This is a genomic window from Macellibacteroides fermentans (genome assembly GCF_013409575.1).
In the GTDB taxonomy this organism is placed as follows: Bacteria; Bacteroidota; Bacteroidia; order Bacteroidales; family Tannerellaceae; genus Macellibacteroides; species Macellibacteroides fermentans.
Map to the genome: position 1 here is coordinate 491,851 of NZ_JACCCY010000001.1, position 15,195 is coordinate 507,045.

Consider the following 15,195-nt stretch of genomic DNA (forward strand, 5'->3'; position numbering starts at 1 on the left):
CCCAGTTATGGACGTATTCTTTCAATCTTATACCTGCTTGATTTACTCCAAGTGTTCCGAACAGCTATCGGACTTTGTTTTGTATTGCAAACTAATCCACACTCGTGAGCCTTGGTATCAAGTTTCTGTTCGTCAGGCCAGATCTTTGCCGAAGACTTCCTTCAGATTACACCTCGCGATGAACACCCTTGTCGTTGGCTGGACGCTTCCCGCTGTTAGGGCGCGTTGGGGACTTACACCCGTTAGAATACGTTCGTGCTGGGCGAACAACAAAAGAGTGTAATCAGCAACCGCAGATTACACTCTTTTTTATGTCCATTCGCAACTAAAGACTCCAACGTTACAGTATCATATCCGCCAATTACACTAATTCCATTGTAAATCATTGCATGAATAACGCAGTTTTCTTGTACTTTTGATTGCACTTTAGAAAATAATCAGTATATTTCCAGTCGTAAAAAACATATTATTTCGCGACAAGAAACCGTTTATTTTATGGTTGAAACTATTGAAAACATGATACTTATCAAAGCAAAGAAGTGCGGGCGTGGTTCAATATTCTTTGTAAGTGACTTCGTTTCTTATGGAAATCGGAATGCAGTCAATAAAGCACTAGAACGATTAACCGAAAAAGGTCTGATGCTTCGTGCTGCACGCGGTATCTATTGCTACCCTAAGATTGAGAAGGTGTATGGACTTGGTCCTGTGCCTCCGTCGCTTGAAGATATTGCAGGGGCTATGGCTAAACGAGATGGCGCCAAGATTGCACCAACAGGCCTCTATGCGCAATATCAACTTGGACTTACTCAGCAGATACCGATGAATGTTGTCTACCTTACCAATGGAGTATCACGCACCATAAATATTGGTGAGGGCAAAAGCATTAAGTTCAAGCATTCTTCTCCCAGGTATTTTGCCATTCGTAGTCAGCTGGCACTCCTCCTGACAACAGCCTTAAAAGACTGGAAAGTGGAAAACCTGACGGAAGAACAAATATCGATTATCAAGACAAAACTAAATGAAAACCCTCGTCTTCAGGTGGCAGACCTCAAACTAATGACATCGAAGGTAAGGGAACTAATAATTAGTCTATATGAATAAGTTTCTCGTGTTATCAGACTCACAGCGCAAAAGTGTCTTTGAATCAATTGCACATAAAGTTGGATTACCTTCTCAGGTTATAGAGAAGGACTTCTGGGTAACAGCCATTTTACAGTCCTTATTCTCATTGCCGATTGCCAGACACCTGGTTTTCAAAGGCGGCACAAGCCTAAGCAAAGGATGGAAACTCATCGAACGATTCTCTGAGGATATTGACCTTGCGGTTGATCCAGTATTTCTTGGTGCTCAAGAGGGCGATCTTACGAAAAAACAAATCAAGAAATTACGCAAGACATCGTCGCTCTTCGTTCTCGATCAGCTAACCCCGATGATTTGTGAAAAACTGGAGCAACTGGGACTACATTCGTTTATTACCGTCGAGGCTCAACCTAACGGAGAAGGCGACAACACCTATCCTGAGCCACGACAAGTTTATCTTCGTTATAAGTCTGTCTTTGAAGAGGGGCTTGGATATCTTCGTCCTGATATTGTATTGGAAGTGAGTGCGCGTTCGTTAATTGAACCAACTGAGGCAATACATATCAAGAGCATCATCGCAGAAAGCCTCCCTATTGCCCCATTAGAAGATAGCGCCATTTACACAGCTATTCTCGCAAAGACATTCCTTGAGAAGGCTTTCTTGCTTCATGAGCTATTTTCTATTCCTGGCCATGGCATGAAGGCTGAACGTAAAAGTCGCCATCTGTATGATCTGTACGTGATGATGAATAAAGACTTTGCCAAGGATGCTGTTAAAGATGACGTATTGTGGGAATCCATTCGCCATCACCGAGAGATTTACACTTCTGTTATGGAAATGGACTATACGCCAGATGTACGCAGGAGATTGCAACTTGTTCCAAGAGAAGATATACTTGACGTATGGAAGGTTGATTATGAAGCAATGAAGGAATCTATGATTTACGGAAAGAAACCTTCGTTTGAAAAACTATTGATAGCTATATCTGAACTTCAAGATAGGTTCAGATCTGCTAAACGATAGAAGCTATCCGCTCCCTTTCTTTAGTATTCATAATTAAATATGTCGATGTCTATAAAATTAGTAATTAATATCCACATCTTTTTACGTTAATCACACAATGCTATGAATAATTATGCAAAAAGTCCGACTCTCACGAGCCGGACTTTCTCTCTATAAAACAACCGGCATCTCCAAAAACCGGTGAACACTTTAAATTTCCGTTACAAAGATAATGATTAGCCGTCCATTTCGCAACTAATTATACAATGTTGCGAAACAGACCGGTTAATTTGGATAATTCATTTATTAAACTATTTGCGCGTTGCGCGAACCTTATTATATTACATATCCCGGCCATTTTTTATCCTTAACCAGCAACTTATACAGGTAACTGGTTCCGGCTACCGCTATCAAACACCAGCCAAGCAGGTTGGCGGCTCCATATTGCTCGGAGGCACCGGGGTATCCGGTGGCGGGCGCTGACTGAGGGTCACAATTACACCCAGTGCAGCCAGGGCAATCTCCTTTTCTTCCATTACAAGAGCCAGGAGGGTAAGGATCTTCAGGAACGTGAGGGTGGACTTTCGGCTGTTTCCTTTTCCGAAAAAAGCAGCTTGCCACTACCAAAATAAATTCAATGATCTGTTTTACTTGTTTCATTTTTCTGTTTGTTTTAAGGGGTTAGTATTGAGAATCGTTTGTTTAATGCTTAGGGAAGCACCATCCTGGAGACGGATCTATTCCCAAAACAGAACTTCTATTGATATTTGTATGCTACCAAAGTAGTAATGTATGCCATCCGGGTACTTCTTCAATAAGGTGTACCAATAATAAATAAAGGCTCTTGTATTTACTCCGGAAACTGCAGCGCTATCAGCTTACTGATGGTTACCGAGAGCTTTACCAAAAGCTGCTTGTAATTATCGCGGTTGTCGCCGTTTACCTCGCTGATGTAGCGGCTGTAGGCTATTTCCTGGGCATAGGCGGCCGGAACGTTGCTTACGTTGCAGGCAGAGGCATAGGATGAGCGCAGCAGGCGGGCCATATCCAGGATGCCGTTGCGGGCATCGGGGTAGCTCCGGTAGGTAAGGCCCTTTTCACAAAGCTGCACCTTGGTACCCGGCCAGAACTCAGACGGTTTACCGAAGCCTGTCAACCCTCCGAAGTTAAAGTGCTCCTTACACAGCACCGATTCGCCCCACCCTGTTTCGATGGCGATCTGGGCCAGCAGCACCACCGGGTTAATGCCATATTTTATTCCCGCCTCTTTTACCTGGGGGTAATAACTCTGTACAAATATTTCTTTCAGCATATTGATATCTTGTTTGTTTCTAAATCTTGTAATTCAAAATTGAGATTTGTGCATACAAAATTGCACCCCCGGCACCGGTATCCGGGGGTACAATGAGGGATTAATAAACGTGCTCTTTATCGCACTTTTCTTCCACAGTTACCACCTGCATCTTCTCATACTTCAGGTCTTTCAGCGCACCGCGAAGCATCGTTCCGGCACTGAAGGTGATGCGTCCTTTGTTGAACATGCTGGCGTTGAACTCTTCCGGAGTGGCAACTCCTTTCGAACCGTTGGTGATGCGGAAGGTACCAAAGGTGCCGAGGGAAATAGAGTACCCTTCAGTTAGCTTGCTACACATCTCATAGATCAGACCTTCAAGCACCAACTTGATGTCGCCACGGCTGGCAGTGCTTCGCGAGGCGATGGCATCGCACAACTTCTCCAGGTCCAATCGGATGGAAACACGGGTTAAACCATAATACAATTTGCGATCGGCAGGAGCACCTTTGGTCATATCCTTACGGTGCACAAGTGAAAATTTTAGTGACATACGCTTTTAATTTTTAAGGGTTAATGAAATCTTTTCGTTACGTAACAATGCAAAGATACATCCACCCTCCTGCCTGTTTGCGCAAAACAGACACCTATGTGCAGTTAGTGCAGTTTATGGGAGAATATGTCCGAAATCAGCAAAAAAGATACTTTTATTTCCGAAATATCTCCTCAATAATTTGCCAATATAAATAATTATACGTATATTTGATTATGATAATCGCAATCAAAATACGGATGAAAAACACAGAAGAAATTCCTGTCAAGAGCTACTCATTGTCTGAACTCAGCCAATTGTACTCACCCACTCTTTCTCTTTCGGCTGCCACCAAACAGCTGCTTCGCTGGATGCTAAGGCATCCTAACCTTATTCCCCGTCTGCATGAGACTGGATGGCAAAAAGGGCAACGACGGTTCAGTCCCAAACAAATCTCCCTGCTGTTCGATTGCATCGGGCCACCTTAAGCACCCCTAAAAGAGCATACTGAAATACAGGTATCCATCCGTTTTCAATCCTATATCTTTGGCTTTCCAATCATATATCTTTGAAGTTTCATTCATATATCTTTGAAAGTTCATTCCTATATCTTTGATTTGTCAAACATATATCTTTGAAAACAGGATCAGGTATCATTCAAAAACGCTCTTTTATCTCTATGGAACACCTCTCTTATCACCGGGAAACCTTCCTTTTATCTCTGGTTTTAGTCCTTTTTAGGTAGAAAATCACTCCATACTGCTTTGGGAAACAAAAGAAAATGGAGTAAAAAGTCTCTCCTATGTCCTTTTGAAAGCTGAAAAGCTTCACGGAACAAGAAGCGGAATTGCCCGATCGGTCGTAAACAGTCCCTATTTAATGCTGAAAAGTGGACTAAAAATGAGAAAATTACAAAACTAAAACACAGGCATGTGCTAATGCAGAATAAATTTCAATATGACAATAATACTTAAAATACACCTTTAATCTCCGGCCATGTGTGAAATTATATTAAATAAAGACGATTACGGCTTCGTTTTGATCAACAAAATATGTAATCAGAATCAGCCTACTTTGAAGCACCTCAAAGAGCGTATAAGTAACTTTACGGACATCCGCTTGAAAAAGAGAATCATCCTGCGGCTTATCTCCTGGGCATTCGAAAACACTGAGCACACCTCCAGGCACTGGAAGCAGCTTTCTACCGGCTTTTTGGCTGAGTTCGGTAAAGAGATAAGCAGCTATGTTTGCACGGAAGCAGACAATAAGCCGATCCATATTCCACGTAATAAGAGGATGTTACTCTACTATTGCGTATCTCAGCTGCTGGGCGACGGAGTGTTTGGAGACTGCTCCATAAACAGAATGGTAAGCTTCTTGCAAACCAATTTTGTTCTCAACGCAAAAGATGCACACATCTACAACTGCCTACATAAATTCAAGAAAAACAAAGAGATAAACCTGATTCGAAATATCGAAAATATGATTAGTATAACATACAAAGAAACCGGATGAAAATGGCTGAAAAAGGAAAAAGCAATCTCATATCGTTTTTCTCCAAAAGCCGCATCAGTAAAGGGATTTAACTTTTAAAAATATGAGAATCTTCCATTTTTTATTATCCAATCTTTTAACTGTTCTTTGTCGGTGGTTCCTGAGTTGCAGCGGCAACGGATTTACGGTTTTAAAGCGTAGCCTTATACAGAAATATTCTTTATATATTAATATAGGGCCTGCGGTTTGACCTGCGGTGGACACCCTCCAAACCCGCATCAATGCAGGGAAAAGACCTGCGGTTTGGCCTGCGGTTTTTGGGGAACCAGAAGATCCTTATTTGTTAAACACTTAAATATCAACGTTATGAGCAATTTTAAACTAAAATATTTGGACAGTCTGCTGGAGTCGGGCTACATCAGAGTACCACGAAAAGTGCTGAACGACCTTTACGGGTCCAATGCCCTAGAACAGCTATTGGCCAATGTTTATCTTTTCCTGTTTTCCAGAAGCTACTTTGCCACCGGCACGGTAATCCGGGACAACAAGCAGTTTACATGCCACAGAGGGGAAGTAATCTGCTCTCAAGAGGAAATAGCTGCAATCTTCGGCCTTTCGGTATGGAAAGTCCGCGACGTGTTAAACCGACTCAAAGAACGCTACCTCATTGAGGTGGAGAACAAGATGGGCATATCGCACATCGGGATACTGTACTACGATTCCATCGCCGGCAAACCCAGACAGAAGGATGCGATGGAAGGGAAATCCGACAAAAAGAGACAGAAAGAGAGAGAAACGGAAGCGTCAGACACCACGTTTTCATTGAAAGGACACATTTTAGATTTTATGAGTAATGACTGAAAGTAACACGGGGATCACCCACGAAAATGCATAAATTAAAAAGTATCGGTCTGGTAAACATAACAAAACCTTAATTCATAATACCCCGACCGGTTGCTTTTAATTTTGCATGAATAATAAATATACCCGTTGGCGGAATTAATTCACTAAAAAATGTCAGGAAATAAGTTGTGCATATCATTGATTATTAGCATTTTAATGGTGATCAAACTATTAATATACAGCTCAATTATGCACAACTTATATGCAATATTCGCTAAATTTCTTGATATATGCAAGATGTTTTCTGCTGATTTAGTAAACGAAAAAGGGAATATACCTCGCAGAGGAGTCGTCCCGAAGTTCTCTGACTTAGAAGTGATCAGTTTAAGCCTTGCTGCCGAATCAATAGGTATAGATAGTGAAAGCTTTTTGTTTTCTAAATTAAATGAATACAAAGATAATTTTTCTTCTCTCATATCCCGTCGTCAATATAATGATCGCAGGAAGCTCACTATCGGCTTATGTAATCAGGTGCGTGAAAGAATTGCATCAAAAGTTGATGGTGGAGAAGCTATTTTCTGTATTGATTCTATGCCAATTGAAGTCTGTCGTCCCATAAGGTCAAAACGTTGTAAAATGGGAAAGAATAATTATGATAAAGCTCCCAATTATGGCTATTGTGCTTCACAGGGTAAACATTATTACGGATATAAATTACATTCTCTCTGTGGGTTGAGCGGTGTCATACACTCTTTTGACCTGACAAAGGCGAGTGTTCACGACATTCATTATTTGAAAGACGTAAAGTGTAACTTTCAGAATTGCACCATCATCGGTGATCGTGGATATATTGGAGCAGCCATACAACTTGATTTATTTGAAAAAGCTAATATCAAGTTGGAAGTTCCATATCGGTCGAATCAAAAAGATTGGAAACCTGTATTTAGTCCATTTGCTAAAGCAAGGAAAAGGGTTGAAACGCTTTTTGCACAATTATGCGATCAATTTATGATAATCAGAAATTACGCAAAACAAACAGAAGGATTGTTTACCAGAATTACGGGGAAAATTAGTGCACTTACAATCCTTCAATATATAAACAAGATTAATAACAAACCCATTGGACAAATTAAATATGCACTAATTTAATTCCGCCAACGGGTTAAATATATATTTTAATATAAATAAATAATCAATATACACATAAATAAACTATCTTTGTATTAATCATGACAGTACAATCATCAAGCAGGTTTTTATTATAAAAAATAACTACCCCCCGTTTTTAAGATTCAATCATCTTTTTTTATGATTTGCTGATTTGATTTACATAATATCGATAGCTATTATTTGAAACCATATTTATGACGATTGACTAATCACAGATAATTTTAATACTATGTTGGATATTGACCTCACTTATTGCCCGGTAGTTAATTTTGCGATGCAGCAGAATCACGTTCCTGTTATTAGAAAACTTCTTATAATAAATGAAAATACAGAGGAGATCAACAACATTAGAATTGTTGTAATGTTTAGTCCGCTCTTGACGGACACAACAGAAAGAGTTATTGATAGAATTCCAAATGAAAGTTCGATTGAGATTAAAGATTTACAGCCAATAATTTCTGTAAAATATCTATCAGAACTTACAGAAAAGGTTTCCGGAGAAGTAATAATATCTATTTCAAGAAATGGAGAGGATATTATTTCAAAAAAACATCCAATAGAAATACTACCTTTCGATCAATGGTCAGGAGTAGCAGTTTTACCTGAAATGCTATCTGCATTTGTAACCCCCAACTACCCATTCATTTCGACAATTCTTCACCGTGCATCGCAGTTTTTAGATAAATGGACTAGTAATCCATCCCTTGATGAATATCAAAGTCGCAATCCAGACCGAGTAAAAAAACAAATGGCGGCTATATATGAAGCTATAGCAGAGCTTAATATTGTATATAGTACCAGGGCAGACGCATTAAAATTTCTCCACAGAAAGTATGCTTTGGAGAACGTCGTCAGACCATCCTGCTGATTTTCTTTTGCGAGCAATGCTACTTTTACTTTCATAGTGCTTTAACATAGATAAAGCTGTTTTAGAGACAAGCGAAAAGTTGACGGCAGCATTGTTCTTCTTTCTTCCGTAATCTTCATTAAACGAGACATCCAATTGCCAGTGTAAATTATTTTCCACAGACCAGTGTTTTCTGACAGAACTAGCGATTAATTCAGCATCTAAAGCTAATGAAGAAATATAGTATCTGGTTTCTTTTTGTTTACGAGGGCCTTTTTCGCCTGGAACGGTACGCTCTGTAATGACACAGGCAAATGTTTTCAAACCAGCCCATTGAGTGAAGTCTTTAGTATTTAACCAGTATAGGTTGTCACAGGCTATGCAAGTTCTTTTTTCCAAACGACCATGTCCAGTCTCGCTCTTCTCGTAAACGCTTACCCGGTTGGGCTTCTCAGCACTCCAAATGGTGAAAAAATGTTCTATTTCTTTGTATAAATGCATATGGTTGTTTTTCACAGCCAAAACGTAATCAGCTTCTTTGTCTATTATTTTAGATGCTATTGTCTTTTGACATCCCATAGCATCAATAGTGATTATACACTCTTTAATATCTAATGCTTCCAATAGTTCGGGGATAGCGGTAATTTCATTGGATTTTTCTTCTGTCTTGATTTGTCCAAGGCTTATTCCATTGTCTGCGGCCCAGGCACTTACCATGTGAAGTTTATATTTGGGACTCGATGGTTTTAAGTAGGTACCTCTGAATAATTTAGCCTCTTCAGACTCATATGCTCCGCATATTGTTTTGCCGTCGATAGCAACCACGCCTTTATACTTGCCACATATGGATTTAACCCATTCTCTGAATTGATTTTCAAAATATGAGGTATCCAAGACTGTGAAAAATCGGTTAAATGTATCATGTGAGGGTATTCCATTAAAAGAAGGGATCGTACGAGAGAAGAAATCAATTTTACAATGACCAAAGTCTTCTATTTCATTCCATGTCTCGGCCCCGCAAATAACGGCAGCTAACGTAATATAAATAATAGTTTCTGCAGAGTGAACCTTATTTCTGTCAAAACGATAATCTTCGATACTTGAAGCAAAAGCAAGCAATGTCATATTTTATGTATTTAAACTATTGATAATAAGGTAAATATACGATTTTTTACTGAGATATCAATGAGTTTAAGTGATTATTTTGAAGATTTATTATCTTTCTTTTCGTAGTTGTAATTACCGTTTTTGGGCTCTTTTTAGTAATGTCAATATGACTTCAAACTGAACTTAAATATTCTGATTAAAGTTTTAACTTAACAAAGTTGTCGTAGCAAAAAGATACATCCAATTTTTAGAGACGGTTATTATTTTTAAAGCAAATTTTATCACATACAATATGTACGATTAATATTAAATATGGCTATTTTAATCTTATTTTAAATTGACGATGTTTTGATACAATAAATTATGAACGTCAGATATGCTATGTTTAATATATTGAATATCTGCATTATATATATACACATTAAGTAATAATCCTTACTCTTTTAGCTCTAAAATAATATGCGTCTGCCCTGTATATAGTACTCCTCCTGCAAGCTATGAACTGACAGGTCAGCGAATTAGGATGTGCGACACTATTTTATCTGCCAAACTGGGAACGTGCCTGGATATGTCCCTCCTTTATGCCTCATGTTTAGAGGCTGTCGGAATTAACCCAATTATAATTATTATACAAGGTCATGCATTTGCTGGAGGATGGTTGATAGACGACACATTTGCCGATGGTATTAATGACGATGTGTCCATACTTACAAAACGCATAGCGAAAGGAATTAACGAGGTAGCAGTAGTTGAAACCACTTGCATGAATGCAGGTAAAAATATAAATTTTGACTCAGCGTTGAATGTTGCAGAAGATTTATTGAATGATCCTTCAAAATTTGTGCTTGCAATTGACATTAAAAGGTGTCGATTTGCCGCAATCCGACCTCTACCTCAAAGAATAATTGGATCAAATGAATTTAAAATAATAGAGTCCACTCCTAGTCTTCGTAAAAATGACAATCCTGAATCTATTTCTCAAGATAGGTGTATAGATATAAGTCAGATTGATGTAACCAAACAGAGACTTTGGGAACGTAAGTTATTAGATCTTACTCTCAGAAATAACCTGCTTAATATTAGATTGACTAAAAGCACACTACAATTAATATCAGTAAATATAAATTTACTTGAAGACGCACTTGCAGACGGAAAAGAATTTACCGTACTACCTAAGCCTTCGGACTGGAATAATGATATAATGAGTGCGGGTATATACCAATCAATCAGCCAGACAGATCCGATTATTGATTTAGTAAAGCAAGAACTGACGCAGAAAAGACTTCGTTCTTATTTGTCAGAGACAGAATTAAATCATTCGCTTACAGGATTATATCGGAGCTCCCGTTCTTCAATCGAAGAGAATGGAGCAAATACATTATATCTAGCTTTAGGCTTGTTAAAGTGGTATGAAACAAATACTAGTGAACGCCCCCGCTATGCTCCTATACTATTACTACCCATCGAAATTGTTCGCAAATCGGCTGCACGAGGATATGTTATTCGTTCTAGAGAAGAAGAGGTTATGATGAATGTGACCCTTCTTGAAATGTTGAGACAAGATTTTGGAATTAATATAGGAGGATTGGATGTTTTACCTAAAGATGATAGCGGTGTAGATGTTAAATTGGTATTAAATACCATTCGTAAAGGGATTATGAACCAAAAACGATGGGATGTGGAAGATCAGGCTATACTTGGGATCTTCTCTTTTAGTAAATTCATAATGTGGAATGATATTCACAACAATGCCGATAAATTATGTAGAAATCCGATTGTAAAAAGCCTTATTACAGGAATGATTGAGTGGAAAGCTGATGAAAATAAAGAATTTAATCTCGATAAGGATTTCAAACCTGCAGAGGTAGCTTTACCAATTAGTGCCGACTCTTATCAAATGGAGGCTGTGTGTAACGCAAGTACTGGTAAAAGCTTCATTTTGCATGGACCTCCTGGGACAGGGAAATCGCAAACTATTACAAATATAATTGCTGATGCCCTCTATAATGGTAAAAAAGTATTATTTGTGGCCGAAAAGATGGCAGCACTTTCTGTTGTACAAAAAAGATTGGCGGATATTGGCATTGCTCCATTTTGTTTGGAACTACACTCTAATAAATCAAAGAAAACAACAGTTCTTGAGCAGCTAAAAGCGACGACAGAAATCATTCGTAGATCTTCTCCAGAAAATTTTGAAGCAGAGTCTGAGCGTTTACATATGCTACGAAAAGAATTAAGTAGCTATGTCGAGCAATTACACAAAAAACTATCTTCAGGCATTTCTCTTTATGATGCTTTATACAATTATAGTATTGTTGCAGAAAACACATCTACATTTGAATTTCAAGATAATATAGTAGCAGAATTAAGTGGTCAAGAACTTGAACAGTGGAGAGATATCGTTGAACAGATGCAGGTTGCTGCTGATTTATTTAATTCAATAGTTGAACATCCTTTACGCGAGATTGAAACATCAAACTATTCACAGACTTTAAAAACTGAGCTAAGAGATTTATTAACACAACAACTCATACTTCTAACTAAATTTAAATCATCAGCACAAAGCATCATCCAGTTACTTGGAGGTAATCAAAACAATCTCACTTATGCAATGCATAATGATTTGAGTAAACTATGCAGGCTATTAATGACCAATAGAGATATTCCGAGTCCTTTATTAAAAACGAGGAATCTTTATGACATTATTAAACATGTTAGAGAAACAATACCACATGGTATTGAACGAGATAAAATCAAAAATAAATATAGTAAACATTACTCCAATACGTTTTTTGATATTGGCGCACAAAAACTTCATTTTGAGTGGAATGCATCACAATCAAAGTGGTTTTTACCAAAACTTCTCATCCAAAATAAAATTGCAAAAACTCTGCGGGGCTTTTCTTTAAGCGGACAGATTGATAAAACAAAAATACCTCAAACACTTTTAGATATTATTCAATATCAGACTGAAAAACAATTTATTGAAAACAAAAAAGCCTATTATGCCGATTTGACTGGTATGCTAAGTGAGAATTGGTTAAAGCTAGAACAAATATGTAGTTCTGCATTGACAATATCTGAAATATTAACACGTCTTGCTTCTGATGTATCTATTGGTTTACAACTACGAATTTTGCTGGCAGATAATCTTTCTCAAGGAAGTGATTCCTTTCTTGCCTTACATGAAGGAAAGCTGTTGACTTATGTTGACAGTTTCGACGAATTATCAGATATAAATTTAATGTTGGCCAAGAAAGGAGAAATAAACATCAAAACATCTGAAAATTGGATTGATATAAATATTGATACCTCTAAAAGATTATTAGCTAATCTGGAGCTACTTAGGGATTGGTGTAATTGGAATCAAATTAAACAGCAGGCTAAAGAAGTTGGTTTAGAGGCATTTGTTAATTATATAGACAACAATGATGTTAAACAAGTTATTAACGCATTCGACAAAGCATTATATAAATCCATCATTAATTATACGATTGATTCAAGTCCAATACTAGCAAATTTCAATGGTAAAATATTTGAGGATAAAATTCGTAAATTTAAGGAGCTAACCTCTCGGTTTGAAAAACTTACACGTGATGAGTTATTTGCAAAATTAGCAGCTAATATACCCTCCTTTATCAAAGAAGCATCTCAGAGTTCCGAAGTTGGAATTTTACAACGTAATATTCGTAATAATGGACGTGGTGTTTCTATACGCAAACTTTTTGATACAATACCAACACTGCTAACGCGTATTAACCCTTGTATGCTGATGAGCCCGATGTCTGTAGCTCAATATATTGATGCCGACAATTTCAAGTTTGATTTAGTTATTTTTGATGAAGCTTCTCAGATGCCAACCTGCGAGGCTGTTGGTGCTATTGCCAGAGGCAACAGCCTAATTGTAGTGGGTGACCCAAAACAGATGCCACCTACCAACTTCTTTTCTTCGAATAATATTGACGAAGATAATCTGGACAAGGAAGATTTGGAAAGCATACTAGATGATTGCTTAGCTCTATCAATGCCTTCAAATCATCTTTTATGGCATTATAGAAGCAAACACGAAAGTTTGATTGCATTTAGCAACTCGCAATATTACGAAAATAAACTTCTTACATTCCCTTCTCCAGACGATATAAAAAGTAAAGTAACATTTCAGCCTGTCGCAGGATTTTATGATAAGGGTAAAAGTCGTAAAAATTATGCTGAAGCTGATGCTGTAGTTCGTGAAATTTTAGCTCGTTTATCTGATAGAAAATTATCAAAATACAGTATTGGTGTAGTTACATTTAGTTCTGTACAACAAATATTAATAGAAGATTTATTGACAGATGCTTTTGCAAAAAATCCACATCTTGAATCTATTGCTATCAATTCGCCGGAACCAATATTTATCAAAAATCTTGAAAATGTACAAGGCGATGAGCGCGATGTAATACTTTTTTCGGTTGGTTATGGTCCAGATAAAGAAGGTAAGGTTAGCCTTAACTTTGGTCCGCTTAATCGTGATGGAGGATGGAGAAGACTTAACGTTGCCGTTTCTCGTGCACGTTACGAAATGAAGGTGTTTTCTACCCTACGAGCCGAACAGATTGATTTAGCACGTACATCTTCAGAGGGAGTTGCTGGTCTGAAAGCATTCCTGGAATTTGCTGAGAAAGGCAAAAAAACGATCTCCATAAATCCATATTCTAATCATATAAAAGGAAAATCTCTAGTTGATGTAATTGCAGATCAAATACGAAAGTATGGTTATGATGTCCATACGAATATTGGCTGTTCAGGTTATCGGGTTGATATTGGAATTGTAAGCAACGAGAATAAATCTGAATATGTGTTAGGTATATTGTGTGATGGTACCTCATATAAAGCGGCAAAAACCGTCCGTGACAGAGAGATTATTCAACAAGATGTTCTTAAACTGTTAGGTTGGAATATTCATCGGGTCTGGGCAATAGACTGGATAGAAAACCAAGATAAGGTTATCTCTGAAATAATTCAAATAATTAATGATGTCCCAATAAATCAGATTGAAAAAGATGAAATATTACACCTTGTTGAGAGCGAGTCATTAAGCGAACCTGAACCACTATCAATTGAAATACCTCAAATAGCAATAAGTTATAGAGCAGAATATTCAATATTTCCTGTTGAATTTTGTGGAGTTTTACCCGAAGAGTTTACATTTGAACATTGGAAAGATTTAATTAAAAGTCAGATATCAGATGTTATAGCCTTGGAAGCTCCAATAAGTAAAGATCAGTTATGCCGAAGAGTCCTTTCGATGTGGGGCATATCACGTATAGGCAGTCGAATTGATGAGCATTTTAATCAGATATTTGACAGAATGAATCTTAAATTTACAGGAGTTGGTAAGGGTCGTTATTTCTGGAAGAATGATCAAGATCCGAAAGACTATATGAATTATCGTATCTATATGACAAATGCTGCCGATATATGCCCTGAGGAAGTAAGCGTTGCTGTACGAGAAGTGTTAGAGGCACAAATCAGCCTATCTCGTGAGGATCTAATTCGTGAGACTGCACGCTTATTTGGCTTTGCCCGATTAGGTAATATTGTTGAATCTTCAATGCAACAAGGTATAGATAAAGCGATTCAAAGAGGATTTGCAAAATTGGAAAACGATAGAATAATTTTGTGTTAAGTAATTCCAATTAAAAAGTGCCTGGTTTAACGATTATAACAAGAAACTATTAACGAAATAGCAACGCAATAAAAAATGTAGAGCAAATTACGAAAGGCGAAGGTTATACCTCCATCAATAGGGGTCATTGCAGTTACATCTTCACAAAATCGGCTTTCAT

General features: G+C 37.7%; 13 protein-coding genes. 9 read left to right on the forward strand and 4 right to left on the reverse strand.

Annotated features, from left to right (window positions below; genetic code table 11):
* Positions 1-7: 7 nt before the first annotated feature.
* From F5613_RS02055 to F5613_RS02065, 3 genes are all read left to right on the forward strand, one after another.
* Positions 8-283 (forward strand): hypothetical protein, encoded by a 276-nt coding sequence (locus F5613_RS02055; RefSeq protein ID WP_179398483.1) that lies wholly within the window; start codon positions 8-10, stop codon positions 281-283.
* 212 nt (positions 284-495) lie between these two features.
* Positions 496-1,101 carry a DUF6088 family protein gene (locus tag F5613_RS02060; RefSeq protein ID WP_179398484.1) on the forward strand — a complete coding sequence of 202 codons (606 nt, stop codon included), beginning with the start codon at positions 496-498 and terminating at the stop codon, positions 1,099-1,101.
* Positions 1,094-2,104, forward strand: coding sequence for a nucleotidyl transferase AbiEii/AbiGii toxin family protein (locus tag F5613_RS02065; protein ID WP_179398485.1), 1,011 nt, complete (start codon positions 1,094-1,096; stop codon positions 2,102-2,104). Before F5613_RS02060 ends, F5613_RS02065 begins: the two co-directional genes overlap by 8 nt.
* A gap of 315 nt (positions 2,105-2,419) precedes the next feature.
* Here the strand turns inward: F5613_RS02065 and F5613_RS02070 are convergent, their stop codons facing one another.
* The 3 genes from F5613_RS02070 to F5613_RS02080 all read right to left on the reverse strand — a co-directional run bounded on the left by F5613_RS02070 (position 2,420) and on the right by F5613_RS02080 (position 3,927).
* Positions 2,420-2,743 carry a hypothetical protein gene (locus F5613_RS02070; protein WP_179398486.1) on the reverse strand — a complete coding sequence of 108 codons (324 nt, stop codon included), beginning with the start codon at positions 2,741-2,743 and terminating at the stop codon, positions 2,420-2,422.
* Between the two features lie 190 nt (positions 2,744-2,933).
* Entirely contained in the window at positions 2,934-3,395 is a 462-nt protein-coding gene (locus F5613_RS02075) for a glucosaminidase domain-containing protein (RefSeq protein WP_179398487.1), read from the reverse strand.
* A gap of 100 nt (positions 3,396-3,495) precedes the next feature.
* Positions 3,496-3,927: an HU family DNA-binding protein gene (locus tag F5613_RS02080; RefSeq protein WP_179398488.1), complete on the reverse strand. Its 432-nt coding sequence runs from the start codon at positions 3,925-3,927 to the stop codon at positions 3,496-3,498.
* Between the two features lie 239 nt (positions 3,928-4,166).
* Between F5613_RS02080 and F5613_RS02085 the strand changes: the two genes are divergently transcribed.
* The 5 genes from F5613_RS02085 (at position 4,167) to F5613_RS02105 (ending at position 8,281) form a co-directional block, all read left to right on the forward strand.
* Complete coding sequence (locus F5613_RS02085; RefSeq protein WP_179398489.1) at positions 4,167-4,394, forward strand: DUF4248 domain-containing protein; 228 nt, start codon at positions 4,167-4,169, stop codon at positions 4,392-4,394.
* Between the two features lie 508 nt (positions 4,395-4,902).
* On the forward strand, positions 4,903-5,421 hold the full coding sequence (locus F5613_RS02090; RefSeq protein WP_179398490.1) for a hypothetical protein: 519 nt from the start codon (positions 4,903-4,905) through the stop codon (positions 5,419-5,421).
* A gap of 345 nt (positions 5,422-5,766) precedes the next feature.
* Positions 5,767-6,261: a helix-turn-helix domain-containing protein gene (locus F5613_RS02095; protein WP_139376633.1), complete on the forward strand. Its 495-nt coding sequence runs from the start codon at positions 5,767-5,769 to the stop codon at positions 6,259-6,261.
* A gap of 153 nt (positions 6,262-6,414) precedes the next feature.
* Positions 6,415-7,392 (forward strand): IS982 family transposase, encoded by a 978-nt coding sequence (locus F5613_RS02100; protein WP_455639057.1) that lies wholly within the window; start codon positions 6,415-6,417, stop codon positions 7,390-7,392.
* 250 nt (positions 7,393-7,642) lie between these two features.
* Complete coding sequence (locus F5613_RS02105) at positions 7,643-8,281, forward strand: hypothetical protein (RefSeq protein WP_179398491.1); 639 nt, start codon at positions 7,643-7,645, stop codon at positions 8,279-8,281.
* Here the strand turns inward: F5613_RS02105 and F5613_RS02110 are convergent.
* Positions 8,225-9,385, reverse strand: coding sequence for an ISAs1 family transposase (locus F5613_RS02110; protein ID WP_179398492.1), 1,161 nt, complete (start codon positions 9,383-9,385; stop codon positions 8,225-8,227). The two genes, F5613_RS02105 and F5613_RS02110, sit on opposite strands and share 57 nt — an antisense overlap.
* A gap of 550 nt (positions 9,386-9,935) precedes the next feature.
* Between F5613_RS02110 and F5613_RS02115 the strand changes: the two genes are divergently transcribed.
* Positions 9,936-15,035, forward strand: coding sequence for a DUF3320 domain-containing protein (locus tag F5613_RS02115; RefSeq protein WP_455639249.1), 5,100 nt, complete (start codon positions 9,936-9,938; stop codon positions 15,033-15,035).
* Positions 15,036-15,195 lie beyond the last annotated feature (160 nt).

Bases quoted from the DNA above. Each gene is read 5' to 3' on its own strand.
- F5613_RS02080 (WP_179398488.1), bottom strand. From the start codon at position 3,927: ATGTCACTAAAATTTTCACTTGTGCACCGTAAGGATATGACCAAAGGT.
- F5613_RS02085 (WP_179398489.1), top strand. From the start codon at position 4,167: ATGAAAAACACAGAAGAAATTCCTGTCAAGAGCTACTCATTGTCTGAA.
- F5613_RS02060 (WP_179398484.1), top strand. From the start codon at position 496: ATGGTTGAAACTATTGAAAACATGATACTTATCAAAGCAAAGAAGTGC.
- F5613_RS02065 (WP_179398485.1), top strand. From the start codon at position 1,094: ATGAATAAGTTTCTCGTGTTATCAGACTCACAGCGCAAAAGTGTCTTT.
- F5613_RS02090 (WP_179398490.1), top strand. From the start codon at position 4,903: ATGTGTGAAATTATATTAAATAAAGACGATTACGGCTTCGTTTTGATC.
- F5613_RS02115 (WP_455639249.1), top strand. From the start codon at position 9,936: ATGTCCCTCCTTTATGCCTCATGTTTAGAGGCTGTCGGAATTAACCCA.
- F5613_RS02110 (WP_179398492.1), bottom strand. From the start codon at position 9,385: ATGACATTGCTTGCTTTTGCTTCAAGTATCGAAGATTATCGTTTTGAC.
- F5613_RS02070 (WP_179398486.1), bottom strand. From the start codon at position 2,743: ATGAAACAAGTAAAACAGATCATTGAATTTATTTTGGTAGTGGCAAGC.
- F5613_RS02075 (WP_179398487.1), bottom strand. From the start codon at position 3,395: ATGCTGAAAGAAATATTTGTACAGAGTTATTACCCCCAGGTAAAAGAG.
- F5613_RS02055 (WP_179398483.1), top strand. From the start codon at position 8: ATGGACGTATTCTTTCAATCTTATACCTGCTTGATTTACTCCAAGTGT.
- F5613_RS02095 (WP_139376633.1), top strand. From the start codon at position 5,767: ATGAGCAATTTTAAACTAAAATATTTGGACAGTCTGCTGGAGTCGGGC.
- F5613_RS02105 (WP_179398491.1), top strand. From the start codon at position 7,643: ATGTTGGATATTGACCTCACTTATTGCCCGGTAGTTAATTTTGCGATG.
- F5613_RS02100 (WP_455639057.1), top strand. From the start codon at position 6,415: ATGTCAGGAAATAAGTTGTGCATATCATTGATTATTAGCATTTTAATG.